General features: G+C 69.0%; 22 protein-coding genes and 1 pseudogene. 6 read left to right on the top strand and 17 right to left on the bottom strand.

Translation table 11 applies throughout. The annotated features are described in order from the left end of the window. Positions 1-3: 3 nt before the first annotated feature. Positions 4-1,344, bottom strand: coding sequence for an amidohydrolase (locus DP107_RS10505; protein ID WP_144262116.1), 1,341 nt, complete (start codon positions 1,342-1,344; stop codon positions 4-6). 131 nt (positions 1,345-1,475) lie between these two features. Next, complete coding sequence (locus DP107_RS10500; protein WP_144262115.1) at positions 1,476-1,799, bottom strand: uS10/mL48 family ribosomal protein; 324 nt, start codon at positions 1,797-1,799, stop codon at positions 1,476-1,478. Between the two features lie 114 nt (positions 1,800-1,913). Between DP107_RS10500 and DP107_RS10495 the strand changes: the two genes are divergently transcribed. After that, a complete protein-coding gene (locus DP107_RS10495; protein ID WP_144262114.1) occupies positions 1,914-2,108 on the top strand; it encodes an HVO_0649 family zinc finger protein in 195 nt (64 codons plus the stop codon). A gap of 50 nt (positions 2,109-2,158) precedes the next feature. After that, positions 2,159-2,953, top strand: a complete 795-nt coding sequence (locus tag DP107_RS10490; protein WP_144262113.1) for an enoyl-CoA hydratase/isomerase family protein — start codon at positions 2,159-2,161, stop codon at positions 2,951-2,953. A 12-nt stretch (positions 2,954-2,965) separates the two neighbouring features. On the opposite strand, the gene DP107_RS10485 is transcribed toward DP107_RS10490, so the two are convergent. From DP107_RS10485 to DP107_RS10475, 4 genes are all read right to left on the bottom strand, one after another. Further along, a complete protein-coding gene (locus DP107_RS10485) occupies positions 2,966-3,841 on the bottom strand; it encodes an SDR family oxidoreductase (protein ID WP_144262112.1) in 876 nt (291 codons plus the stop codon). Between the two features lie 99 nt (positions 3,842-3,940). Then, a complete protein-coding gene (locus DP107_RS10480; protein ID WP_144262111.1) occupies positions 3,941-4,951 on the bottom strand; it encodes a TIGR04024 family LLM class F420-dependent oxidoreductase in 1,011 nt (336 codons plus the stop codon). Between the two features lie 516 nt (positions 4,952-5,467). Then, complete coding sequence (locus tag DP107_RS20030; protein ID WP_185977264.1) at positions 5,468-5,623, bottom strand: DUF7557 family protein; 156 nt, start codon at positions 5,621-5,623, stop codon at positions 5,468-5,470. Between the two features lie 89 nt (positions 5,624-5,712). Then, entirely contained in the window at positions 5,713-6,618 is a 906-nt protein-coding gene (locus DP107_RS10475) for a glycosyltransferase family A protein (protein WP_144262110.1), read from the bottom strand. Between the two features lie 104 nt (positions 6,619-6,722). Between DP107_RS10475 and DP107_RS10470 the strand changes: the two genes are divergently transcribed. Beyond that, the gene (locus DP107_RS10470) at positions 6,723-8,180 is read left to right on the top strand and encodes a sulfatase (RefSeq protein WP_185977263.1); all 1,458 of its coding nucleotides are present in this window, start codon (positions 6,723-6,725) and stop codon (positions 8,178-8,180) included. Between the two features lie 12 nt (positions 8,181-8,192). On the opposite strand, the gene DP107_RS10465 is transcribed toward DP107_RS10470, so the two are convergent. Further along, positions 8,193-9,176, bottom strand: coding sequence for an alkaline phosphatase family protein (locus DP107_RS10465; RefSeq protein WP_144262108.1), 984 nt, complete (start codon positions 9,174-9,176; stop codon positions 8,193-8,195). A gap of 116 nt (positions 9,177-9,292) precedes the next feature. Here DP107_RS10465 and DP107_RS10460 point away from each other — a divergent pair, with 116 nt between their 5' ends. Then, the gene (locus tag DP107_RS10460) at positions 9,293-10,699 is read left to right on the top strand and encodes a sulfatase (RefSeq protein ID WP_144262107.1); all 1,407 of its coding nucleotides are present in this window, start codon (positions 9,293-9,295) and stop codon (positions 10,697-10,699) included. Position 10,700: 1 nt separating this feature from the next. After that, entirely contained in the window at positions 10,701-12,119 is a 1,419-nt protein-coding gene (locus DP107_RS10455; RefSeq protein WP_144262106.1) for an oligosaccharide flippase family protein, read from the top strand. Positions 12,120-12,139: 20 nt separating this feature from the next. Here DP107_RS10455 and DP107_RS10450 read toward each other — a convergent pair whose 3' ends face one another. The 10 genes and pseudogenes from DP107_RS10450 to DP107_RS10400 form a co-directional block, all read right to left on the bottom strand. Beyond that, a complete protein-coding gene (locus DP107_RS10450) occupies positions 12,140-13,087 on the bottom strand; it encodes an alkaline phosphatase family protein (protein ID WP_144262105.1) in 948 nt (315 codons plus the stop codon). A 2-nt stretch (positions 13,088-13,089) separates the two neighbouring features. Continuing rightward, a pseudogene (locus DP107_RS20750) lies at positions 13,090-14,418 on the bottom strand (sulfatase). 55 nt (positions 14,419-14,473) lie between these two features. Next, entirely contained in the window at positions 14,474-15,610 is a 1,137-nt protein-coding gene (locus DP107_RS10435; RefSeq protein WP_202877382.1) for a glycosyltransferase family 4 protein, read from the bottom strand. 80 nt (positions 15,611-15,690) lie between these two features. Continuing rightward, on the bottom strand, positions 15,691-16,140 hold the full coding sequence (locus DP107_RS10430; protein WP_144262101.1) for a universal stress protein: 450 nt from the start codon (positions 16,138-16,140) through the stop codon (positions 15,691-15,693). 192 nt (positions 16,141-16,332) lie between these two features. Further along, positions 16,333-17,472, bottom strand: coding sequence for an acyl-CoA dehydrogenase family protein (locus tag DP107_RS10425; protein ID WP_144262100.1), 1,140 nt, complete (start codon positions 17,470-17,472; stop codon positions 16,333-16,335). 55 nt (positions 17,473-17,527) lie between these two features. Next, positions 17,528-18,517 (bottom strand): ring-cleaving dioxygenase, encoded by a 990-nt coding sequence (locus tag DP107_RS10420; protein WP_144262099.1) that lies wholly within the window; start codon positions 18,515-18,517, stop codon positions 17,528-17,530. Between the two features lie 373 nt (positions 18,518-18,890). Then, entirely contained in the window at positions 18,891-19,637 is a 747-nt protein-coding gene (locus DP107_RS10415) for a helix-turn-helix domain-containing protein (RefSeq protein ID WP_144262098.1), read from the bottom strand. Between the two features lie 434 nt (positions 19,638-20,071). Beyond that, positions 20,072-20,707, bottom strand: coding sequence for a phosphoribosyltransferase (locus DP107_RS10410; protein ID WP_144262097.1), 636 nt, complete (start codon positions 20,705-20,707; stop codon positions 20,072-20,074). Positions 20,708-21,084: 377 nt separating this feature from the next. Further along, a complete protein-coding gene (gene aglG, locus DP107_RS10405; RefSeq protein ID WP_144262096.1) occupies positions 21,085-22,026 on the bottom strand; it encodes a glucosyl-dolichyl phosphate glucuronosyltransferase in 942 nt (313 codons plus the stop codon). 53 nt (positions 22,027-22,079) lie between these two features. Continuing rightward, positions 22,080-22,568: a hypothetical protein gene (locus tag DP107_RS10400; RefSeq protein WP_144262095.1), complete on the bottom strand. Its 489-nt coding sequence runs from the start codon at positions 22,566-22,568 to the stop codon at positions 22,080-22,082. A 209-nt stretch (positions 22,569-22,777) separates the two neighbouring features. Between DP107_RS10400 and DP107_RS10395 the strand changes: the two genes are divergently transcribed. Further along, positions 22,778-24,700 carry a beta-CASP ribonuclease aCPSF1 gene (locus DP107_RS10395; RefSeq protein WP_144262094.1) on the top strand — a complete coding sequence of 641 codons (1,923 nt, stop codon included), beginning with the start codon at positions 22,778-22,780 and terminating at the stop codon, positions 24,698-24,700. Positions 24,701-24,924 lie beyond the last annotated feature (224 nt).

Raw genomic sequence — 24,924 nt, 5'->3', positions numbered from 1 at the left:
CCGTCAGTCGGCGGCGGGCCGCTCCCGTGCGAGTGCCAGGACCGTCCCGGTCAGCAGCTCGACGCCGATGGGGAGCGACCGCTCGTCCACGTCGAACGTGGCGGTGTGGTGGCCGCCGGGGTGGTCCGTTCCGACGCAGAGGTAGGCCGCGAGGCCGCCACGCTCCTGGACGTAACGCATCAGTTCGGTGGCGTCCTCGCTCCCGCCGAGGTCGTCCCGGCGGAGCACGGAGTCGACACCCTCGACCCCATCGGCGAACCCGTGGACGAGGTCGACGATGGCCTCGTCGCTGGCTGCCGACGGGGCCTGGCCCTTGATGCTGAGGTCGGCCTCGCAGGAGTGCATCTCGGCCGCCGACGCGATGACCTGGCGGGCGCGGTCGTCCATGTACTCGCGGAGGTCGGTGGTCTCGCCGCGGACCTCGCCCTCCAGATGCGCGGCCTCGGGGATGATGTTCGTCGCCGTGCCGCCGCCGACCTGCCCTGCGTTGACGCGGGTGACCCCCTCGCTGTGCCGCGGGATGGCGTAGAGGTTCTGGACCGCCGTCGCCAGCGCCTGGATGGCGTTGCGGCCCTCCTCCGGGCGCGCGCCGGCGTGGCCCCCCTCACCGCTGAACGCCGCCCGGAGCTGTGTCACTGCGAGGAACCCGTCGATCCCCGCGACCACCTCGCCGGTCGGGTGATCCAGCCCAACGTGGACCGCCAGCAGGTAGTCCACGTCGTCGAGGTGGCCCGACCGTGCCAGCGGCTTCCCGCCGCCGATGACCTCCTCTGCGGGTTGGAACAGCAGCTTCAGCGTCCCCTCGAAGTCGCTGGCCCTGACACGGTCGAGGACGCCGATTCCGAACGTCGCGTGGGCATCGTGCCCGCAGGCGTGCATGGCGCCCGTCTCCGAGCGGAACCCCTCCCGCGCCGGGAGGTGGGCGTCGGCGGTCGACTCGGCCCGCGGGAGCCCGTCGATATCGACACGGAGCGCCATGGTCGGGCCGGTCTCGTGGTCCCCCTGCCGGCGGACCGCCACGGCCCCGGTGTTGCCGCCGGCCATCCGGTCGACCAGTTCCGGGTCCGCGCCCGCCTCGAGCGCGCGCTCGCGCCACTCGGCCAGTTCAGCGTCGTCGGGGACGTTCAGCCGCTCGTCGACTGCCAGCGCGTCCGGGCCGACGTGGAGCTCGTCGACGCCGATACGCTCCAGTTCCTCGATGATACGCGCGGTGGTGTAGAACTCCCGCCACGCGGGTTCGGGATGGCGATGAAGGTCGCGGCGCAGGGCGACGAGACGGTCGGGCGCGGTCGGACCGTCGGTCGGCGGGTCCGTGGACCCCTCCTCCGGTGGATGCTCGCTCATGGGCGGTCATCGTTGGCGGGCGGATTAAACGCTCGCCGTGTACCGGGCGCAGTTGCTCGGGGCGGTTCGAGGGCGCCGGCGCGGGGACCCGCCGACCCGGCCGGGAGCACGGTGGTCGGGGCGGCCGGGGGTCAGCCGGGGTTGTTGACCTGTTCGACGTCGACCGTTAGGTGGATGCTGGACGGGTAGTCGTCGCCGGCCACGTCCCGGGCGAAGTCGTCGTGCCCGACGATGACGATGGAGCGGACGTACACCGCGTACGTCCAGCTCTCGAACCGACCGCCGTCGGGGTCAAGGCGGTCGTACTGCGGGACGGTCACGTCACGCTGTGGCTCGGGGTTCGGCCCCCGGAGTTCGACGCCCTTGCGCTCGGCCCGCTCCTTGATATCGGTCACCACCCGCTCGAGCGTCTCGCGGTCCCCGGACTGGAGCGTGAGCCGAGTCACGAACGGCATACCGGTTAGTGGTCCGGGCGCGGACAAAACGGGTTCGGTTGTCGGTCTCGGATGTGACGCGACCACGACCCCCGCGACGAGAGAGGTATCATGTTCAACCATGTACGATCCGGTATGGCCATCCGGGGTCCGACCGGCGTCTCCGCGCTGGACCGGCTGCGCGACCGGCTGACGGAGACCGTCTCCCGGTGTCCCGAGTGCGGTTGTGACGACGCCGAGTGGCGGTGCGAGACGGACGGCGGGCGGGTCCGGTACGAGCGGACCTGCCCCTCGTGCGGCGCGACCGCCGACCGGACGGTCGACCTGTAGCCCGCCCCCGCGTCCGAAGGTCTACGTACACCCCCGTCGACGGGCGTGTCGTGAGCGACGACTACGAGAACCTGCGCGTGACGGACGAGGACGGCGTTCGGCGTGTCGTCATCGACAGCACGAGCAAAATGAACGCGTTGAACCGGACGATGATCGACGAGCTGACGGACCTGTTCGCAGGACTGGAGACCGACCGGCCCCGCTGTCTGGTCATCACGGGTTCGGACGGCCTGTTCTGCGCGGGCGGCGACGTGCTGGACATCGGCAACGCGAACGCGGCGACCCCGTCCGAGGGGTTCCGCAAGGGGGCAGCCGTGCTCCACGACGCGATGCTCCACCTCCACCAGGCAGAGGTGCCGGTCGTCACCGGCGTCAACGGTCCGGCGGTCGGCGCGGGCTTCTCGCTGGCGCTGGTCGGCGACTACACGGTCGCCAGCGAGGGTGCCTACCTCCAGTACGGCTACCCGAGGATCGGCCTCCCCGGCGACGGGGGCTCCACCTACTACCTCCCGCGGACGGTGACCCGGCGCGAGGCGAAACGGCTCGTCCTGCTCAACGAGAAGGTCGGCGCCGAGGAGGCCGCCGAGCGCGGGCTCGTCACGGAGGCCGTCCCGGAGGACGCGTTCGAGGACCGGCTCGACGAGGTCGTGGGCGAGATCGCCGAGGGGCCGACCGTGGCGCTGGGCCGGACGATGCGGCTGCTGGACGAGTCGTCCGCGAACGACCTCCCGACGCAACTGGCCGCCGAGACGCAGGCGATGGCCGACGCCGCGAGCACGGACGACCACATCGAGGGCATCACGGCGTTCGCCGAGAAACGGGACCCCGAGTTCACGGGGGAGTGACCGCGCGAGCGGTCACCGAAGCGCCTCGGGCCGCTCGTAGTCCGGGTCGACCATCGTCGCGGACATCGGGTGTGGGTCCCCCTCGGTGAGGTTGTACTGCGAGAAGTCGGTGATGCCGGCCTCGATGAGGAAGTCCTCGTCGTAGACGGCGTTGCCGGTGAACTCCGCGGGGTCGCGGTTCAGCATCTCGAGGACGGTGTCGGAGACGATCTCCGGCGATCGCCAGTCGTCCTCGGTTCCCATGCCGAAGTGGCGGGTGGCACGGGTGTCGATGGCAGTGACGGGCCAGAAGGAGTTGCAGCCGATGTCGTCACCGGCGAGTTCGCCGGCCATCGACAGCGTGACGAAGCTCATCCCCATCTTCGACCAGGCGTAGGCCGAGCCGCCGGTCTTGCGGTCGGTGCGGACCGGCGGCGCGTTCGTCAGGATCCATGAGTCCGCCGAGGCCTCGCGGAGGTGCGGAATGAACGCCCGGGAGGTGATATACGCCCCGCGGACGTTCACGTCGGTCAGCAGGTCGAACCGCTTGGCGGGCAGGTCCTCGACGTTCGCGGGCTGGATGGCGCTCGCGTTGTTGATGAGGACGTTCACCTCGCCGAAGTGGTCGACGGCCTGATCGACGGCGTTCTGGACGACCTCCTCGTCGCGGACGTTGAGTTCGATGGGCAGGGCCTCGACGCCCTTCGCCTCGCACTCGCGGGCGGTCTGCTCGATGGTCCCCTCCAGGCCCTTGTCGTCGCCGTATGAGTTATTCTCGGAGGTCTTGCCGGTCGAGACGATGTTGCAGCCCTGCTCGGCGAGCGAGAGTGCGAGCGACTTGCCGATGCCGCGGGTGGTGCCGGTGATGAAGGCCGTGCTGTCCGAGAGGTCGGGTTTCTCCAGGCTCATACGGCGGCCAAGCCGCCCCCCGCGGATAATGGTATCTATTGACACTGACCGCAGGAGAGCAACGGGATGGTCGCGTGGCCGGTGGGAGCGCCCGAACTCTCAGAGTTCCGACAGCGCGGCCATCGTCCCCTCCTTGTCGTCCTGGCTCATCCCAGCGACGAACCCACAGCGGACCGCGTCGACCCCCTCGACCGCGGCGATCTCCCGGTAGTGCTCGCGGACCTCCTCCGGCGTCCCCGCGGCGGCGAACGCCTCCAGCGCCTCGTCCGGGAGCGCGGCGGCCATCGCAGCCGTGTCCTTCTCCTCCCACGCGGCGCGGATCTCCTCGACCGCGTCGGGGTATCCCTGGTCGGCCACCGAGTTGCCGTAGAACGGGCCGTACGCGCCGATGAGGAAGGCGACCATCTGGCGGGCCATCGACCGCGCGTGGTCGCCGTCCTCGTGAGCGAACGTCCGGACGATGGGCGCGACCCGAACGTCGTCGACGGCGCGGTCGCCCATCTCGGCGCCGCGTTCGAGGTCTCCCAGACGGTCCCGGAGCCCGTCGGCGGTGAACAGCTGCGGCACCCAGCCGTCGGCGAAGCGGCCGGTCATCTCGACGGCGGTCGGCCCGAGCGTCGCCAGGTCGATGGCCGGTGGGTCGTCCGGGACCTGCCGGTCGTAGCTCATCCCGCCCATGTCGAACACCTCGCCGTGGTACTCGACCTTCCCCCCCTCGTACACCGCGCGGACGACGTCGATGGTCTCGCGCGTCCGCCGGAGTGCGGGGTCGAACTCGCCGCTATGCCACCGCTCGACCAGCGCCGGCGAGGAGGGACCCAGGCCCAGGCGGTAGCGGCCGTCGCTGGCCTCGTGGAGCGTGAGTGCCGTCTGTGCGAGCATGGCCGGCGACCGCGCGGGCGGCGCGAACACGTCGTTCGAGATTCCGATGTCTTCGGTCTCCCGCGCGATGGCCGTCAGCACGGGGACGACGTTCCACCCGGTCACCTCGCCCATCGACACCCGGGCGAAGCCACAGTCCTCGTAGCGTCGTGCCTGTGCGACGGCGTCGTCGATGGTCGAGTGGTCCGAGAGCATCAGGACGCCGTCGAGCGCCACGTCGAAAGCCATGCCCGCGGGGTCGTGGGGTCGTCACTTCAAGCTTCGTCCGGGCCGGTAGCCGAACGAACCCCCGCAGTGGTTCGTCCGTCAGTGGACGCCGCCGCGTGGACGGTATCGGATTACCCGTGTGAAACACGTCATACAGTAGAAATACGGCCAGCATACCCGGATAGTATCGGATTTGACTCGGTAATATCCGAATCAACTGATCGACTGGAGCTCGGGCCCGGTTCAGTAGGTCTGCGACGACCACACCCTGCCGCCACGGTTCCGCCCCGACCGGCCGCGCCCGGGCCGGCGCTCGTCGTCGGCGCCGTGGCACACCTCGGACAGCCACGGGACTACCAGGATGGGTAACACCGGCAGCAGGAGCAGCAGCGACCCGGCAGCGATGAGTCAACCGACCACCGACGTTTCCGGTCGCACCTCGCGTTCGGTCTCTACGGTGGCTGTTCGGGGCATAGACGCCAGTGTACGTCTTCCGGCCAGGAAAGGGAAACGACACGTCGAACCCGTTCGGCCGGTTCAGATGTTCCCGCCGCCGCTGCCGTAGGAGATGGTCAGTTCCTCGGCCTCGTAGATGTTGATCAGTCCGGTAACCACCTCGTCGTAGCTCTCGTCGTCGATTTTCAGTGCGTCGAGCCGCTCAACGGTCCCCTCGGAGAGTTCGACGTCGGGCATACGAGCGGAGCTAATCAGTCATCCGTCTTGACTCCCACGCCGGGCCGTCCCGTCAGAGGGCCACCGAGGGGTGTTCGTCGCTGCTCGGATCACAGTGGCGGCCGGCTTCGGCGCCGTCGCATGGCGTCGCGCCTGTTCATGACCCACGCCTGGACCGCGGACGGGAGCGAGAGGAGGGCTCGCTTGAGGCCCCACTCGACGAGCTGGCCGATCGTCCCCTGCCGGTGTGTCGCGTCCGTCCAGTCGGTCTGCCCGAGCAGTATCTGTCGGTAGCCCCACTTCTTGAGGAAGTAGCGTTTGCTGTGCGCCAGTTTCGCCGCGCTCTCGCGGTTGGAGACGTACCCCTCGTCGCCGCCAGGTCGGTGGTCGAACAGGACCGTCGGCGAGACGGCGAACCGCCAGTCGGTCCGCTCGGCGTGTGCCACGTAGAAGTCCAGATGTTCCTTGCCGATGACGTACTCATCGTCCCAGGCCTGCTCACTCAGACACTCGCGGCGCAGGAGAACGACGTTCGGGAGGAACTCGAACTCCACCAGCGGGGCCCCTGCCACCATCTCCACTGGCTTGTCCTCGCGAACGTCCCGCACGAGCAAGTCGCCACGCTCGTGGAGGTCGTGACAGGTCCCTCGTATCTTCTCGTCCTCGTAAAGGAGGCCGCTGATACCCCCGAGGTCCGGCCGGGCTTCGGCCTGGGCGACCAGGGTGTCGATGTTCCCCGGAACGCGGTGGTCGCTATCGACAAAAAGGAGGTACGGTTCGTCGCTGACCTCGACGATAGCGTTCCGGCCACGCCCGAGGCCGGCGTCGTACTCGAGGTCGAGAACGGTCAGGTCGAAGGGGTACTCCGCGGCGTACAGTTCGTCCTTGCGGTCGCTCGCCTCGCCGTCGTCGGCGACGTACACCGCGTCCAGTTCGGCGTCACCGGCTGACTTGAGGAGTGCTCCGAGCTTCTCGGCCCGTGAGAACACCTTCGTCGCGAGCGCCACGTCCCTCATGCCGTGACCGGACAGCCCCCGGCTACAAGCCGGTTCCGGACGGCGGACGTTCGGGTGATACAGGAGATAGCAGGAAATATGTGCCGCGTCGGCGGACTACGGCTGTGCAGCCCAACGTCCTGCTGGTGGTTCTCGACAGTGTCCGGGCGAGGAATGTCGGTCACCTGGGGCACGCCGAACCGACGACCCCGTGTCTCGACGCGTTCGCCGGGCGTGAGCGATCCGTCCGCTATATGAACGCCCGGGCACCGGGGACGTGGAGCCTCCCGAGCCACGTTTCGATGTTCACGGGCTACCACGTCCGAGAGCACGGCGTCACGGGCCGCGGACAGCGACTCCAGCAGGGCCACACCGTGTGGGAGACGCTGGCCGAGGGCGGCTACGATACGGGCGTCTTCTCCTCGAACCCGTACCTTACTGAGGTGGACGTCGGACTCCGGGACGCCTTCGAAACGGTCGCTGGCCGTATCGACCTCCCGTACCCCTCGGCAGGTGACCCACGCGAGTTCGTCCGCCAGCACGGCACCAGCTCGTTTCTCGCGTACGTTCAGCACTGCCTGGCTGGCGACCAGCCGATCCGGGGACTGGTGAACGGTGCGTTCGAGAAACTGGAGCGTGACCTCCCTGTGGTCGCGGAGCGCCTTCCGTTGAGCCTCCAGCCCGGCACGAGCGGTGACCGCTACGTCGACCGCGTTCTGAGGTGGACGGCCGCGCAGAACGGCCCGTGGGCGGCGTGTGTGAATCTGATGGACGCACACCACCCGTACGAACCACGTCCGGAGTTCGACCGCTGGGGGGGTGACCGCCTCCGGGCACTCCAGTCCGACATCGACAGTCACGCCTGGGAGTTCGTCGGGGGACAACGCCCCTGGTGGCAACGTCGCGCGCTGGAAGCATTATACGACGGGGCGATTCGGCAGGCTGACACCGCCGTCGGGGGCCTTCTTGATGCACTCGACGAGCGGGAGGTGCTTGACGAGACGCTGGTGGTCGTCACGAGTGACCACGGCGAGGGGTTCGGGGAGCCCGACCCTACGCGGTCAGGACACCGCGCCGTCGGGCACGGGAACGGGGGACTCGCCGAACCCCTACTCCACGTCCCGTTGGTGGTCCGCTACCCGGACGGCGTCGAACCGGCGACATCCCGGGAGACGGCCCCGGCGACGTTGACGCGGTTCCCTGAGGTGGTATCCGGCGTGGGCGACGGCGAGGTAGCGTCGTTCGTTCCCGACGGGCCGGTGCTCGCCGCGACGACGGGCCTCGACGGCCCCATGCGGAACGCCGCTACCGAGTACGTCGACGATGTCGGCCCACACGAGGCCGGCGGCGACGCTATCTACCGCGCGGCCGAGGAACCGGGGGTCGTCCGGAAGACGAGCCGCGTCAGCGACTCGTGGACGACGCAACTCGTCCGTGACGCCCACACTGCGTACGCGATAGAGGCTGAATCCGCCGAGGCCGCCGAGACCGTCGAGTCTCTGACCGACGCAGGCGTCGGCGAGACGAGCGGCGAGGTCTCGACCGCGGTCGCCGATCGGCTGGAGGACCTGGGCTATGCGTAGTGACACAGCGGTTCACATGTAGCCGAGGTCCTCTAGCTGCTCTCTGACGACGTCGGACTGCTCGCCGCGCCCGCTCACCTCCGAGCCGGTCCACGGGTCCGTGGGTGTGTGATCGTGCTCGTCCAGTTCCGCCTCGATGGCGGCGCGCACGCCCGTCACCGAGCCGATGTCGGCGACTAAGCGATCGCTCGTCCCGGCGACCATCGCCTCGTGGGTATGGACGCCGTCCTGAAGGCCGTGGTCGGAGACGAGAAGGAGTTCGTCGTCCGCGCCGAGGTCGGCGCGCAATTCACCAACGAACGCGTCGGCCTCCTCGTACGAGCGCTCCTGCAGGCGGGGCTCTTCGTACGCGACGTGCCCGACGAGGTCCAGCCCGCTGGTGTAGCCGAACACCAGTTCGTACTCGCCGCTCCGGAGCCCTCGCCGCGTGCGGGCGACGCGTATCATCAGCATCTCCAGGCACTGTTCGTAGAACTCACGGGGGGCCGAGGAGACGTGCCCGCCGACGGCGTCGGGGTCGCGTTCGAACAGGTCGCCGAGGTTGCGCCGGAGCTGGTGCTCACGGTCCTCGCTGTCCGGGTCGGTCACGTAGTTGGGGACGCCGACCGTGAGCGCGTCGCGCCCGTCGAACACCGTCGGGAGGTCGTTCTCGGCGTAGTACGTCGCCGGCGTGCGGAAGGCGTCGGTCCCGGTGTTCGTGAGGAGCCAAGCACCGATACGACTCTGGAAGCCGTCGGGCAGGGCCCGATCCGCCACGTCGCTCCCGAACTCCAGTAGCGGGTTCCCCCACGCCACCCCGTCCGCGAGTTCGAGGCCGTGCTCCGGCGGTCGAAGGCCGGTGATGATCGTCGGCCACAGTTCGTGCGTGCTCGGCTCGCCCGCCACACTGTCGATGGTGTCGATGGCGCGGCTGGCGTCCAGTGCGAGGTTGGGGTGCTCGTCGGGATCGACGAGGTCGGGGTCGAGCGCGTCGAGCCCGAGGACGACGAGCGTCATGGCTTCGACTGCGGTGTCGTCGGGCAAGACTCTGACGGCACCCGCCCGCCGAGGCGTGTGCGGCACTCGCCCGGCCAGATGGAAAGGTTTGGTAGTCCCGGCCCAGAACGCCGTTCATGGACAGTCGGCCGAACATCGTCTGGGTCACGCTCGACAGCGTCCGTCAGAACCGGACGACGATGGGCGGCCACCACCGGGACACGACGCCGCGCCTCCAGCGCATGGCCGAGGTGGGCCGGTCGTTCTCGACCTGTATCGCGGCCGGCATCTGGACCCTTCCGTCCAGCGCCAGCATCCTGACCGGGACCTATCCCTCACACAACACCGTGGGCATCGACGGGGAGTCGGTCCCCTCTGAACTGCCGACGGTCGCCGAGCGGTTCAGCGATTCCGGCTACCGAACGGCGTGTCTGTCCCGGAACGGCCACCTGAGCGGGGCCACCGGAATGGACCGCGGCTTCGACCGGTTCAGCTGGCTCGCCGCCTCAACGGTGCTCCCGGCCGCGGGACCGCGGACCCTCGCGAAGTACCTCCTCAACATCCGCCGCCACTCCGCCGGCTTCACCACCGAGACGGCGAAACACGCCACCCCGTTCCTGATGAACGACATCGCGAAGCGGTGGCTGGACGACCTCGCGGGCGAGGAGCCGTTCTTCTGTTACCTCCACTACAACGAGCCCCACCGACCGTTCGTGCCGCCGCTGCCCTGGCAGAGCCGCTACGCCGACGAGATCGACGCAACGGTCGAGGAGGCGATCGACATCGCGATGGAGGCCCACCGGGACATGCACGCCCGCGTCGCCAGTGGCGACCCTCTGACCGAGCGCGAGCGCGAGGCGCTGCTCGCGATGTACGACGCGGAGGTGGCCTATACCGACGAGTGCATCGGTCGGCTCCACGACCGGGTGCGTGGGCTGGATACCGACCGGGAGACGCTCTTTCTCGTCACCGCAGACCACGGGGAGATGCTCGGTGACCGCGGGCTTCTGGCGCACAATCTCGTCGTTGACGACGCGCTCGTGAACGTCCCACTCGTCGCGACGGGACTCGACGGTCTCACCGACGGGGACGGCCTCGCCCCCGCGAACGACGACATCGTCCAGCACACGGATCTGATGCGGACGCTTCTGGAGGCGGGCGAGGCCGACACCGACGGCATCCAGGGTGTCGACCTTCGGACGGAGCGCCGCGAGTTCGCCATCAGCCAACGCTCCCCGACCGATTTCGAGCTATACCTCGAACACGACCCATCCTTCGAGACCTCGCGGTTCCATGCGGGGCTGCTGACCGGTCTCCGCACGGAGACCCATCGGTACCAGCGTAGCGACGACCGGGCGGAGCTGCTAAGGCTCCCAGACGAGACGACGGACGTGAGCGATTCGGAGCCGGAGCTGGCGGCCGAACTCGACGAGCGGCTGGACGAGTGGCTCGCAACCGAGGGCGCGCCAGTCGGCGAGGGCCGTGACGCGGAGTTCGATGACGCGATGCGCCGACAACTGTCCGACCTCGGCTACGTCGAGTGAGATGCGGCTGGGTCGCACCGCCTTCCTGCATTTCCTCTCGCAGGTCGTCGTCTCGGTTTCCGGGTTCGCCGCCACGTTCGCCATCGCCAGGCTCGGCGGGGCGGACGTGCTCGGGGTGTACGCGGTCGCCGTCGCTCTGACGTTCTGGCTGAACGTCCCCAGCACGGGTATCGGCGATGCGCTGACCAAGCGGCTCAGCGAGGCGGGCGATTCGCGGGGCGTCGTCGCGACGGCCCTCCTGACGAACGGCATCCTCGCGGCCGTCATCGCGGTCGTGCTCCTGGCGGCCCGGCCGTTCGTCGTGTCGTACATCGGTGCGTCCGTCGGCGGACTGGTCGCCGCTCTCGTCGTCAGCAACATCGGCCTCGTGACGGTCGTAGCGGTGCTGAACGGCGAGAAGCGGGTAAGCTCATCGGGTGGGATCAAGGCCATAGAGCGGGTGGCCCGATCGGGCATCCACATCGGGGCCGTCGTCGCGGGGTTCGGGGTCGCCGCGCTGGTCGCCGGTCACGTGGTCGCGACCCTGCTGGCGGTCGTCGTTGGAACCGTGCTGTCGACGGCCGCTCTCGGTCGACCGAGCCGCGAGCGCGGTCGGGACCTCCTCTCATACGCCCGATACGCCTGGTTGGGGAAGCTGAAGACACGGGCGTTCGGCTGGATGGACACGATCGTCCTCGCGGCCTTCGTCTCGCCGACGCTCATCGGCGTCTACGAGGTGTCCTGGAACCTCGCGTCGCTGTTCGCCCTCGTCGCAGTCTCCGTCCAGACCACTCTGTTCCCGGAGATGAGCGAACTGAGCGGGCGGGAGGACGGCCGGGAGCGCGTCCACCACTACCTCAACGAGGGGCTGGTGTTCGCCGGGGTGTTCATGATTCCGGGCCTGTTCGGTGCGGCTGTCCTGGGACGGCGGGTCCTCCGGATCTACGGCCCGGAGTTCACGCAGGGGGTCGGGGTGCTCGTCCTGCTGATCGTAGCACGGCTCCTCGCGGTCTACGGCGAGCAGTTCCTCAACGCGGTGAACGCGGTCGACCGTCCCGACATCGCGTTCCGCATCAACCTCGCGTTCGTCGGACTCAATCTCGTGCTGAACGTGGCCCTGGCCGCCGCGTTCGGCTGGCTCGGGGCCGCGGTGGCCACGCTCCTCTCGGCGGGCGTGACCGCCGTTCTCTCGTACTGGGGACTCGTCGCGGTCATCGGTTCCCCCGACCTGCCGTTCGGGGAGTTCGGTCGGCAGGTCGTCGCGAGCGGCGTGATGGCCGGATCCGTGCTCCTGCTTCGCCGGGTCGTGCCGGGCTCGCAGTCCGCGACCGTCGGACTGGTGTTGTTCGGCGTGGCGGTGTACGCGGTCTGTCTGCTCGGCGTCTCGCCACGGGTCCGCGGGAAGTTCGAGAACCTCGTCCGGTCGGCAGCCGGTGGCTGACCCACGGGACGGCGGTCCACTCAGACGTACCCCAGCGCCTCTAGCCGGTCGGCCATCGCACCCTGGTCCGCCGGTTCGGCCGCGTTCGTCCCCTCGTCGACGATCGTCCGTCGCTCGCCGTCCACCACCGCCCAGGGGACCCGGACCAGTTCCGGCGACCGGACTCCCCGGGGGTGGGCGTACATCCGGACCGGAACCGGGAACGCCCGCCCGCCGAGCATGTTACCGTGGTCCGAGGTGAGGACGCTCCGACCATCCAGTCGCCGGACGAGGTCCAGCGCGTCGTCCAGGACGAGCGAGAGGTTGTCCGCGTACGCGTTCCAGACCGCCTCTCGGCCGGTCAATCCGGCTTCGAGGGCGTGGAACGGGTGTCTGATCCCGGCTATCTCCTTGCGCTCATAATGCCACTTCGGGTGCCAGCCCTCGAACTGGAGATCATCGGCCTCGACGAACGGGCGGTGAGGCTGCATGTAGTGGACTATGAGCCGCTTGTCCGGGTGGCGCTCATGAGCGTCGAGCGCCGCTTCGGTGACCGGCCCGGGGAGGACGGTCCGTTGCTCCTCGTCGAACGCGTCCTGCCACACCTCAACCAGTTCGTGGAAGGAGTCGCCGGCAAACTTGCTGGTGTGGGGGTTGCTCGCAATGTAGACGGTGTCGCCGAACTCGCCGTCGGCGAAGTTCCGCTTTGTCCACTCGGCGGTCGCGCTCCCGAGACTCGTCGCACGGCGGTACTGGTCGAACCGTTCCCGGTCAGCAACCTCCTCGAACAGGTCCGCGCGGCAGGCATCGAGGAGGATGAGCGTGTCCCAGTCTTCGTCCATCACGTGCATCGCGTCGTCGAATCCCGGGTAGCGAGCGTGAATGGGCTTGAGGATTCGTGCAGCGATGCGCTTGCGCCACCACCAGGAGTCGCCGTAGTTGGCCGCCAACTCACCGTACACGTACCGAAGGCTGTCCGTGATTCCCATCGTCAGACCTCCATGTAACCGAGTGCGGCCAGTCGCTCCTCGTCGACGTCGTCGTCGGGCGTCCGCGTCCCGGGCGACTCCAGGTCGAAGAGGCCGTCGGGAATCGTGGCCTCGAACGAGCGAACGGTTTCGGGGTTCGCATCGGCGACCGAGACACGTTCCTCCGGGTCCGCCTCGAGGTCGTAGAGTCTGACGTCGCCACCGTCGTAGATGTACTTCCATCCGTCCCACCGTCCGGCGACGACGGCGGCGTCGTCGATGGCGGCCGACCCCGTGGCGATCACCTCTCGGCTCTCACCATCGAACAGGTTCCGCCCCCTGAACGGGAGCCCATCCACGTCGACCCCGTGGTCGGCACAGATGGTCGGCGCCAGGTCGAGCAGTTCCCGCGACTCCTCGACGTGGTCCGGGTCTGCCGTGTCCCGCTTCACGAACAGCGGGACGTTGAGCAGTTCGTCGTACGGTACGTTGCGGTGGTAGTACATCCCGTGGTCGTAGAACTCCTCGCCGTGATCGCTGGTGAGATACAGCTCCGTCCCGTTCCAGAGCCCCTCCCGTTGCATGAAATCGAAGAGACGGTCGAGATGGTCCGAACAGTACCGGAGGTCCGAGTCGTAGAGGTCTCTGATGAGTTCGTTCTCCCGCATCGTCACCGCTCCGGGCTCCGTCCCCGCAGTCTCCATGAGATGCTTGATCTCCTTCTCGGACGGCTACTCACCCAGATACGCCGGGTCGTCGTTGTGGACGCCGTATGGCCGGTGGCCCTCCATGTAGTGGACCCACAGGAAGAACTCATCCGGGGGGTCGGATAGCCATTCGATGACCGCATCGGTCATCTCGCCCGCGTCGGTGTAGCTTTTGAATTCGTGCGTCGAGAACAGGCTGCCGTACACTGATTCCGCCAGCCGGTATGCCGGGCGAACCCGTTCGAGGAGCGGCTTGACGGCCCGTTTCGTCGCGTCCAAGACCGGTGACTGGTTCGCCCGGTCGTAGAACTCATCACGGCCCAGGTCCCGGTACTCGTCGAACACCAGTTCCCCCTCGGAGTCCTTGAACCCGGTCAGAGTTCCGAGACAAGCCGTGTGGATGCCCGCCTCGCTCAGAACGGACGCGATCGTCGGGGTGTCCCCGATGAGTTCGTGCCCACGATACCGGGAGGTGTGGAAGGACGGAATCGAGAGGCGCGTGTATGGGGCGTTCGCGTACGCGTTCGTGAACACGGTGCCGTCGGTGGCGATTCGGTCCAGGGCAGGCATCGTGTCACGATGATAGCCGAACTGCCCCAGGTGAGACGCGCGCAGGGCGTCCACGGTCAGCAGGAGCGTTCCCATTGAGTCCACAACACGTTATTTACTGTAATAACGGTGTCCCACTGGCGTCGGCACGTCACGTGGCGGTCAGGATGTCACGATACCGCTCCACGGCCGCCTCGAAACTGTACTCCGACTCGATCAACGAGCGTCCCCGGTGTGAGACATCCCCCAAGTCGTCTCGGGCCAATGCCACTTTGATTCCCATCGCGATATCGCTTGGCTCCCGCGACTCCATCAGGAACCCCGTCTCGCCCTCTCGAACCACGTCCGGCACGCCCGAAACCGGCGTCGCGTACACCGGCGTCCCACAGGCCAGTGCCTCCAGAATCGTGGTCGGCAGCCCCTCGGTCGGCTGCGAGGGCATCACGAGCAGGCGGAGTCGAGAGAGCTCCGCGGGCACCTCGTCGTGATCGACCCAGCCGCGCATCTCGACCCGACCCGAGTCAATCTCGGTGGCCAGTTCTGTCTCCAGCCGTCCTCGCAGGTCGCCATCACCGATGAACGAGAAGCTCACGCCGTCCGGGAGCCGCTGTGCGACCCGTGCCAGTTCACGAACGCTCTTCTCCTCGTCGAGCCGGCCGAGGAACCCGACGCGGCGCTCGCGGTCACCGAACGGCACCCGTGGCTGGAACTCGTCGGTCCGGACGTAGCGGGCCCCGTTCGGATACACGTCCGGCGCGTCCGGGTCGAGTCCCAGTTCGCTGGCCATCGACGGCGTGTAGGTGATTGCCCCGTCGGCGACGGCGTAGCCCGCCCGTTCCAGCGCCCGGACCGAGCCGGCGAGCAGCCGGGCCACGGGCGCGGGAACCCGTTGCTCCCAGCTCAGCCGGAGCGTCAGCGGCACGTCCCCGCGGGGCTGGAGCAGTACCGTCATGCCGCGCAGGCGGGCGAACGTGATCGGCAGGAGATACGCGGTGGCGCCGAAGAAGACGACCACCTCCTCATCGCGGCGGGCCAGTTCCCGGCACATCCGGAGCTGGTTCAGTAGGAACCGGCCCGCCGCGACCGGGACCGAGTCGCCCGCACCCCGTCGCGTGAGTTCGACCACCTCGTGGCGGTCACGTATCTCGGAGTCGACCGGTAGGTCCGCCGTCACCAGTGCGGCCGTCGTGAGCGCTCCCAAGATGTCCAGTAGGCTCCGGGTGGCGTTCTCCCCGGCCGAGGAGAGCGGATGCGTGACGACGCAGACGTTCGGAACCGACTCGGGCACGCGAGAGGATCCCGGAGCCTGCGGCAAAGCCGTGTCGGTCGCGGCCGTGGTGCCTGGGGGTAACCACGTCCGGACCGGAGCTAGCGGACGACCGTCACGGGGACCGAGGACCGCTCGATGAGCTGTTTGGCGACGCTTCCGAGCAGCCGTTCGTGTTCCTCGCTGAGGTCACGGTGGCCGACGAGGATGCCGTCGGCGCTGGTTCGCTCGGCGAACTCCGGGATGGCCTCGGCCGGCGGGCCGTACACGAGTTCCCGTCCCACCTCCACGTCGTCGCCATCGATGCGGTCGGCAGCCGAATCGAGCACTCCGGCGCCGCGCTCCTCGGCCTCGGCCGTGCTCTCCATGACCAGTCGGTCGCCGACTTCGGCCGGCCCGGAGACGGGCTCCGGAGCCGTCTCCTCGTCGACAGCCGGCTGGACGGCGTGTACCAGTACGAGCTCCGCACCCGCCGCCCTGGCGAGGGTCAGCCCGTGGTCCAGCGCCCGGTCGCTGTCCGGTGTCCCGTCCACCGCCACGAGTAGTTGCATACCCACCGCTAGCGTTCCACATGACCTAAGCCCATCGGTGACCCCAATCCCGACCGGCAGTGGGGGTTCCCGGTCGGACGACGGACCGAGCGACCGCAGCCGATACCGGACGGGGGACACGGATCGGGCCACCGCACCGCCGTGCCGGTTGCGTCACCGAACGTCCCGGCGGTCCGAGATTCCGCTTCCGCGTCAGAGGTACTGCTCGGCGATGATGTTCTTCTGGATCTCGGAGGTCCCATCGTAGATCTTCGTGATGCGGGCGTCGCGGTAGTGGCGCTCGACGGGGTGGTCGTCGACGTAGCCGGCGCCCCCGTGGACCTGGATGGCCTCGTCAGTGACGTCGACGGCGTGCTCGGAGGCGAACAGCTTCGCCATCGAGGCGAGCCGGGTCGCCTCGTCCGTGTCCCCGGCGTCGATAGCCGCGCCCGCCCGATACGCGAGCGAGCGGGCGGCCTCGATGTCGGTCGCCATCTCCGCGAGTTTGTGCCGGATCGCCTGGAACTCGGCGATGGGCTGGTCGAACTGCTCGCGCTCCGTCGCGTACGCGACGGCCGCGTCGAGCGCCGCCTGTGCGACGCCCGTCGCCTGCCCGGCCACGTCCGCGCGAGCGGGGGCGAAGAACTCCATCAGCTGGTAGAACCCCCGGTCGACCTCGCCGACGACGTTCTCGGCGGGCACCCGGAGCCCGTCGAACCGGACCTCGGCGGTGTCCTGTGCGTGGATGCCGAGCTTGTTCGTGATGCGGGAGGCCTCGATGCCGTCGCGGTCGGCCTCGGTGAGGAAGGCTGTGATGCCGGCGTGGCCGTCCTCGGGCGAGGTCTTGGCCATCACGATGTAGACGTCGGCGACGGTCCCGTTGGTGATCCACATCTTGTCGCCGTTGATGACGTACTCGTCCCCATCGCGCTCCGCGCGGGTCGACATCCCGGCGACGTTCGACCCGTGCGCGGGCTCCGAGATGCAGGTCGCGATCGGTGTCTCGCCGCCGGTAACCCGTGGCAGCCACGCCTCCCGCATCCACTCGTCGCCGTACTCCAGTATCATCCCCGTCCCGAAGTCGGCGGCGGCGATGGAGCCGCCCACGCCGGGGTCGGCCCGCCACAGCTCCTCGGTGACGATGACCGTCGACACCCAGTCCATCCCGGCGCCGCCGTACGCCTCCGGGATGTGCGGGGCCACGAGGTCCAGTTCGGCCGCGGCCTGGCGGAGCTCCTCCGGATAGCGCTCGGCCTCGTTGTACTCCTTCGCGATGGGCCGGATCTCGGACTCGCCGAACTCGCGGACGGCCTCCCGGATGGCCCGCTGCTCGGCGGTGAGTTCGAACGACATACCCGCTCCACGGCCGGCGGCGGCTTATGCGTTCGCCAGGGAGGACCTGCCCCGCTCAGCCGTCGGTCTCGGCCGGCTCCGCGCCCGGGATTCGAACGTCGGTCAGGCCGGCCTCGATGCGCTCGCGCTGGTCGGTGAACTCGCCGGGGAGCACCAGCCGCCCGCCGAGGTCGTCCAGCGGCTCGTCGCTGGTGTAGCCCGGGCCGCTCGTGGCGAGTTCGACCAGGACACCGCCGGGTTCGCGGAAGTAGACCGACCGGAACCAGTGGCGGTCGATGGGCCGCGTGGGGCTCTGCCCCAGCGTCCGGACGGCCTTGCGCATCGCCGCCTGGTCCGCGTCCGTGGGCGTCTGGAACGCGACGTGGTGGACGGTGCCGTGTCCCTGGCGCCCGCTCCGAACGGTCGGGAGCACGTCGACGTAGGTCCCCACGGGCCCGGACGCGGCGAAGCGGGTCCGCTCGTCGCCGGGCGTGTCACCCTGCGCCTGCTCTGTGCCGGCCTCCTCGAGCCCCAGCGTCCGGAGCACCTCGACCGTCGGCTCGGGGTCGACCAGCCAGAGCGTGACCGAGTGGAAGCCACGGATGGCGTGGGCCGCGGGGACCTGCTCGGTCCACGGGACCGTCGGGTCGTCGTCCGGGATGTCGACCGCGACCAGCTCGACCGGGAGCCCGTCGGGGTCCTGGAACGGCAGGACCGTCTCGCCGAACCGCTCGACCCGTTCGTCGTAGTCGACGCCGTGCTCGTCGAAGCGGTCCGCCCAGTAGTCGAGGCTCCCCTCGGGCACGCGGAACGCGGTCCGGGAGACCTGCCCCGAGCCGACCGTCCCGTCGGCCATGTCCTCCCAGGGGAAGAACGTGATACTCGTCCCGGGCGTCCCCTCCGCGTCGGCGAAAAAGAAGTGATACGTCCCGGGGTCGTCCTGATTGATGGAGCGCTTGACCAGCCGCAGGCCCAGGGTTTCGACCCAGAAGTCGAGGTTCGCCTGGGGGTCGCCCGCGATACACGTCACGTGATGGATTCCCGGTGTCGGGGTGGTGTCTGCCATTACGATTGATACGCGGCTGCAGTACTTGAATTCGCGCTGACGCGCGTGTCACCGGGTGACGGCGGTCCCGTGGTCGGTCTCCCCGTTGGGATCGACCACCGTCGGTCGTCAGCCATCCGCCGCATCCGCTCGATATCCCCGACGGGACGCGTCGGACTGATTCGGGGCCCGACCCCCCCGGAACGGGACTCGGCGCGACGACGGACTGGCAGGACGGCGGGTCACCGTGGACGGGTGTCGCGGCCGGAGCCGAGCGCGGATCCGGAGTGGATGCACCGACCGGTGACGTCCGTTCCCGTCACATACACCGGGGACGGATACTCCGGAGCAGGCCCTCCCGCATTCCGCTACCGGATCCATCACTGTCGGATGCTCAACGGTCGTCGACACCGACGGCGTCCGGATACCCGATGGCCAGGGAGTTCGTGACGAGGTTCGTCTGCCCGCGCCGGAGTCGCTCGGAGACCGATTTCGGTGAGATGTCGAGCACGTCCGCGACATCCTGCAGGGTGGCCGAGCGGGGCACCTCGAAGTAGCCCAGCTCCAGCGCCCGCAACAGCGCCTCCCGCTGCTTCTCCGTCAGGTCGTACTGGCCCAGTTTCGGGTCCTCGAGGTCGTACAGCCGGTCGACGTGGACGTCGAGGTCCATCTCGGCGGTGAACTGCCGGAACCGGGCGAGATGCTCTCGCGACGGGAACCGGAGTTTCAGCCGCCACTCGTCGGTCCGGCCCTGGGCCTGGATGAGCGTGAACCCGTCGCGGTGGCCGGTGAGCCGGCCGAGAAGGCCGTCGGTGGCGTCCTTCCAGTCGACGGCGTAGAGCGCGCCGTTGTCGAAGCTGGACCGGCGGACGAACCGTTCGACCGCCGCGTCCGCCCGGGCCGCCTCGCGGAACCCCGGCGTGTCCTCGCCCGCGACCCAGAGGTGCCGCAGCGGCGAGCGGTTCGCGGGGACGAGTCGCTCGAACTCCAGGAGGACGTCCGGGGACTCCGCCAGGGCGGCCGGCAGCGCGAACGACTCGGCGGGGACGGTGATCTCGAACACGACCATAGGGCCGTCCTCGAGGTCGGCATCCGCTCTGTCCGCCGGCATCTCGTCGCGAGCGTCGTTCGGTTCAGTCATGAGAGGTCTCCGCGGAGTATGGGCGACCGCTGTGTGTTTCGTGTCCGTGGCACACGAGACGACCGAAGCGCCACCTCGCACTGGCCGGGCCCGGAACGGACGGGTCGGCGCCGTCTGGCCGAGCGGGATACGTATCGCGCGTCTCCGTTATCTGCTAGACGGTCCCTGTCCGTAAATAACACGGGGTGTGTAGAAACCGACCGCATTGTGCGTATACGGATAACCCTGACAGCATACAAAAAGAACAGCCGTCATATTCTGAATGTTTTTATGATACGGCGGTGCTCACTTCCCGGCCTACCGGCGACCGTGTCACCCCGCCCGCACCCGATCAGGACCGGCGGCCCGGATTACGGGCATCGGAGCGAGGTGTCCGATCGGATACCGGTACCGGTCGACAGTGTCCTGGACCCCCGCCTCGGGGCCGGGTCGGGCTACGAGTCACCGGCCCAGTCGAGGTACGCCCGGGCCTCCTCGTCCGGGACTTGCCCGAAGTCCCGGTAGTAGGCGCCGACGGCCCTGAAGTCGGCCGGCTCCTCGAGCACGACGACACCGTCCGCCTCATCCGTCAGCTCCGCGACCGACGACGGCGGGCCGACCGGGGCCGCGAGGACCACGTGCTCGGCGCCGGCGTTCCGGACCTGCCGGAGACAGGCCCGCGCGGTGGCGCCGGTCGCGACGCCGTCGTCGACGACGACGACCCGCTGCCCCGCCACCTCTGGGGCCGGCCGGTCGCCGCGGTAGGTTTCGGCCTTCCCGCGTGCCGTCGCGGCCGCCCGCTCGCGCTCGGCCTCGACGTACGACTCGTCGACGCCGTGGCGGTCGATCACCGTCTCGTTGAGCCAGACGCTCCCGTCACTCGTGGCCGCGCCGATGGCGAACTCGGGGTTGTCGGGCATCCCCAGCTTCTTCGCCGCCACGATGTCGAGGGGGGCGTCGAGCCGGTCGGCGACCGGCCGGGCCACGGGCAGCGCCCCGCGTGGGATACCGAGGACGAGGTCCGCGTCGACCTCCCGCTCCGCGAGCGCGTCGGCGAGCCGGGCCCCCGCATCAGCGCGCGCCTCGAACATGGGCGCCGCTACGGCCGCTCGCGGTGAAAAGCCTCGCCCGAACGCCGCGACCGGTTCCGCCGCGGTCGGCGCGTCACCTCGGCGCGGGGTTCCAGGGCGGGCTGGCCTCCGTGGCTCGTATCGGGCAGTGGTTCCGGCCCGTCGGTTCGGCGACCGAGACGAGAGCGTCTCGGCCGTCAGGACCGGTGTCCCACGGCGACACGAGCGCCCTTCTCGGTCCGGCCGGGGTGTGGGGCGCAGGACCGGCGACCTGCTCAGCAACTACGAGCGGTCGTCATCGGGGCGCGGGGGGTGTGTCACGTTCGAGATGCGCGTACGTGATGCGCGTGCGGCCCCTCCGTCCGTGCGATGCCGTCGGCCGGGCCACAGTCCCACGCTCAGCCCCACTTCAGGATGCCGTAGCCGTAGCCCGCGCCGACCGCACCGGTGAACAGGAACAGGAACAGGAACTGCAGCGCGGCCGCCGTGGACGGCTCTCGGGCGAGCCCTCGCAGCCGGTCGGGGGCGAACTCCGCCAGCAGACGGCCGAGGAACTCGTCCTCGTCACCGGTCGACTCGGGGACGAACCGCTCCATCCCGCGCTTCGAGTAGCCCTGCCAGAAGGCCCGTTTCAGCAGCCAGTCCGGCTCCGTCCGGTAGTCGAAGATCCGGTGTTCGACGGTCGCCTCGGGGAGGTAGTAGACGCGCTCGTCGTACACGGCCCGCATACGGGCGCAGAGCTCCGATTCACCACCCTGGAGGTGGTTGTCGCCCTTCCGCCCCCCGATGTCGGTGTCGAACCCGCCCAGCTCGTCGAACACCTCGGCCCGGAAGGAGATGTTCGAGCCCATCGTATTGCGGACCCAGCCCGCCGCGTCGGGGTTGCCGTCCGGGCCGAACCCGCGGTGGGTGACGCCGACCAGCCAGTAGAACTCGGCCGGGAGGACCGCGGGTTCGCCGTCCGGCGCCTCCCAGCGGGGCGTCATCCGGCCGCCGACGGCGATGGCGTCGTGGGCACGGTAGCCGTCGACGAGCAGTTCCAGCCACCGCTCGCAGGCGAGGGCGTCGTCGTCGAGGAAGGCGACCACGTCACCAGTGGCCACGTCGGCGCCGTGGTTCCGGGCCGTGAGCAGTCCGCTGTTCTCGTCGAGCCGGGTCGTGACCACACGGTCGTCGTCACCGTAATCCGTCCGCATCCGTTCGTACACCGCGTCGTTACCGTCGCTGACGCAGACGAGTTCGACCTCCTCGTAGGTGCCTGAGAGGACGCTCCCGGCGGCGTCGGTGAGGTAGTCGTACCGGTCGACGGTGTGGGTACACAGCACGACGGAGACCTGCACGCCCGACGGGTCCGGCGAGGGCCAGCAAAGGTCTTCCGGGTGGCGACGGGGGGTCAGCCACCCACCGCGAAGGGGCTCTCGCCCTCGGTCCAGTCCCAGCCCGGGAGCCGGGTCTGGAACCCCGCTGCGAGGGCAGCGTCGAGGTCGTCCAGCCCCGCGGCGTCGTCCGGGGCCCCGTGGGTCCCGACGTCGGCGACGTGGAAGGTGGCCTCCGCGAGCAGCGAGAACGGCCGGCCCCTCGTGCTGGCGATGGTGGCCGCCAGCTCCCGGCCGAGGTACTCGTCGACGACGAAGCCCGGGTAGTCACCGTCGACGTCCAGGTCGCGGAGCAGGCCGACCAGCGCCGCGACGTTGACTGCCACGTCGCCGTCCGCGAAGACGCGGTCCACCGCCGCCCGGTACTCCTCGGTGGTCACGGGGTCGGCCGTCGTATCGAAGGCGGCCCCCAGGTCCGCCCGGACCCGGTTGATGCCCTCGACGACGGCATCGCGCGAGCGGACCCACTCGTACTCCTCGGCCACGACGTCAGGTGTGAGCTGCATGCGCGTCCAACGTCCCGAAGGCTTTTAATGACAGTCGACGGTAGACGCTGATACACACGGGTTTTCCGGCACCACGTCCCGCAAGCGCCCGGATTCCGAGCCGACGAGGCTACGATCGATATCATGTCTCACCGAGCGCGTCACCCGACCGAGCGATACGGTCGCTACGGGGCGGTGACCGGCGGTCGCCGGAACCCGTTCTCGCATCTATGAGCGCAGTAGAGCGGCAACTCGACGAACTGGAGGAAACGATCACCGACGAGGTCCCGGCAGGCATCTCGATCTCCGACGTGAAGTACGAGGGACCGGAACTGGTCATCTACACCCGCGACCCCAAGGAGTTCGCCGCGGACGGGGATCTCGTCCGGCGCCTCGCCTCCAAACTCCGCAAGCGCATCACCGTCCGGCCCGACCCGGACAGCCTCTCGGGCCCGGAGACGGCCCGCGAGCGCATCCGCGACATCATCCCGGAGGCGGCCGGCGTCACCGACCTGGACTTCCACGCCGACACCGGCGAGGTCGTCATCGAGGCCGGCAAGCCGGGGATGGTCATCGGCCGTCACGGCTCCACCCTCCGGGAGATAACCCAGGAGGTCGGCTGGACCCCCGAGGTCGTCCGCACACCGCCCATCGAGTCCTCTACCGTCTCCAACGTCCGCAACTTCCTCAAGCAGGAGCGTGAGGACCGCCGGGACATCCTCGAACGGGTCGGCCGGCAGATCCACCGCGAGGAGATGGCCGACGAGCAGTGGGTCCGGATCACCACGCTGGGTTGCTGCCGCGAGGTCGGGCGCGCCGCGTTCGTCCTCTCGACCGCCGAGACGCGCGTCCTCATCGACTGTGGCGACAAGCCCGGCGCCGAGGACGAGGTGCCGTATCTTCAGGTGCCCGAGGCCCTGGGCGCTGGCGCGCAGAACCTCGACGCGGTCGTCCTGACCCACGCCCACCTCGACCACTCCGCGCTCGTCCCGCTCCTGTTCAAGTACGGCTACGACGGCCCCATCTACTGCACCGAGCCGACACGGGACCTGATGGGCCTCCTGACGCTCGACTACCTCGACGTGGCCGCCAAGGAGGGCCGCGCGCCGCCGTACGAGTCCGGGATGGTCCGCGAGGCGATCAAGCACTGCATCGACATCGAGTACGGCGACGTGACCGACATCGCGCCGGACATCAAGCTCACCCTCCACAACGCCGGCCACATCCTCGGCTCCTCCATCGCGCACTTCCACGTCGGCGACGGCCTCTACAACGTCGCCTTCTCGGGGGACATCCACTACACCGACACGCGCCTGTTCAACGGCGCGGTCAACGAGTTCCCGCGCGTCGAGACGCTCGTCCTCGAGTCCACCTACGGCGGGCGCAACGACTACCAGACCGACCAGGAGGACTCCGAACGCGACCTCAAGCGCGTCATCAACGAGACCTACGAGCGCGACGGGACGGTCCTCATCCCCGCGTTCGCTGTCGGCCGCTCCCAGGAGATCATGCTCGTCCTCGAGGAGGCCATGCGCGAGGGCGAGATCCCCTCCATGCCCGTCCACCTCGACGGGATGATCTGGGAGGCCACGGCCATCCACACCACGTACCCGGAGTACCTCCGCGACGACCTCCAGGACCGCATCTTCCACGAGGACCGGAACCCCTTCCTCGCCGACGAGTTCAACCACATCGACGGCGGCGAGGAGGAGCGCCAGGAGGTCGCCGACGGCGGCCCCTGCATCGTCCTCTCGACCTCCGGCATGGTCGAGGGCGGCCCCATCATGTCCTGGCTCCGCCACCTCGGCCCGGACCCGGACAACCGCATGGTGTTCGTCGGCTACCAGGCCCAGGGGACGCTCGGCCGCCGCATCCAGAACGGCTGGGACGAGATCCCGATGAACGACCGCGGGGAGGGCCGCGGTGGCACGCTCACACTGAACCTCGACGTCGAGACCGTCGACGGGTTCTCCGGCCACGCCGACCGCCAGGGGCTGGAGAACTTCGTCCGCACGATGAACCCGCGCCCGGAGAAGGTGCTCTGTGTCCACGGTGACGAGTCCTCGACCCAGGACCTCTCCAGTGCGCTCTACCACGAGTTCAACATGCGGACGTTCGCGCCGAAGAACCTGGAGACGTTCCGGTTCAAGTGACCCGAACGCGGTGGGGTAGGGGGCCGACCGGCACCACTGGAGAGTGATGAATCCACGCGTGGCGCCGTAGTCGGACGGTGACATCGTGGCTGTTCCGGTGGTGTCGGGTTCTCCGTGGTCCTTCCGGCCCGAAGCGAGCCCCGATACGGTCCACGGGGATGGCAGCCGCCTATCGAATCTCGATTCCGGTCGGGTTCTCATATCCAGTGTCGTCCAATCGGGGA

It is taken from the genome of Haloglomus irregulare, assembly GCF_007421925.1.
In the GTDB taxonomy this organism is placed as follows: domain Archaea; phylum Halobacteriota; class Halobacteria; order Halobacteriales; family Haloarculaceae; genus Haloglomus; species Haloglomus irregulare.
This window is presented reverse-complemented; position numbering and strand designations above follow the sequence as displayed.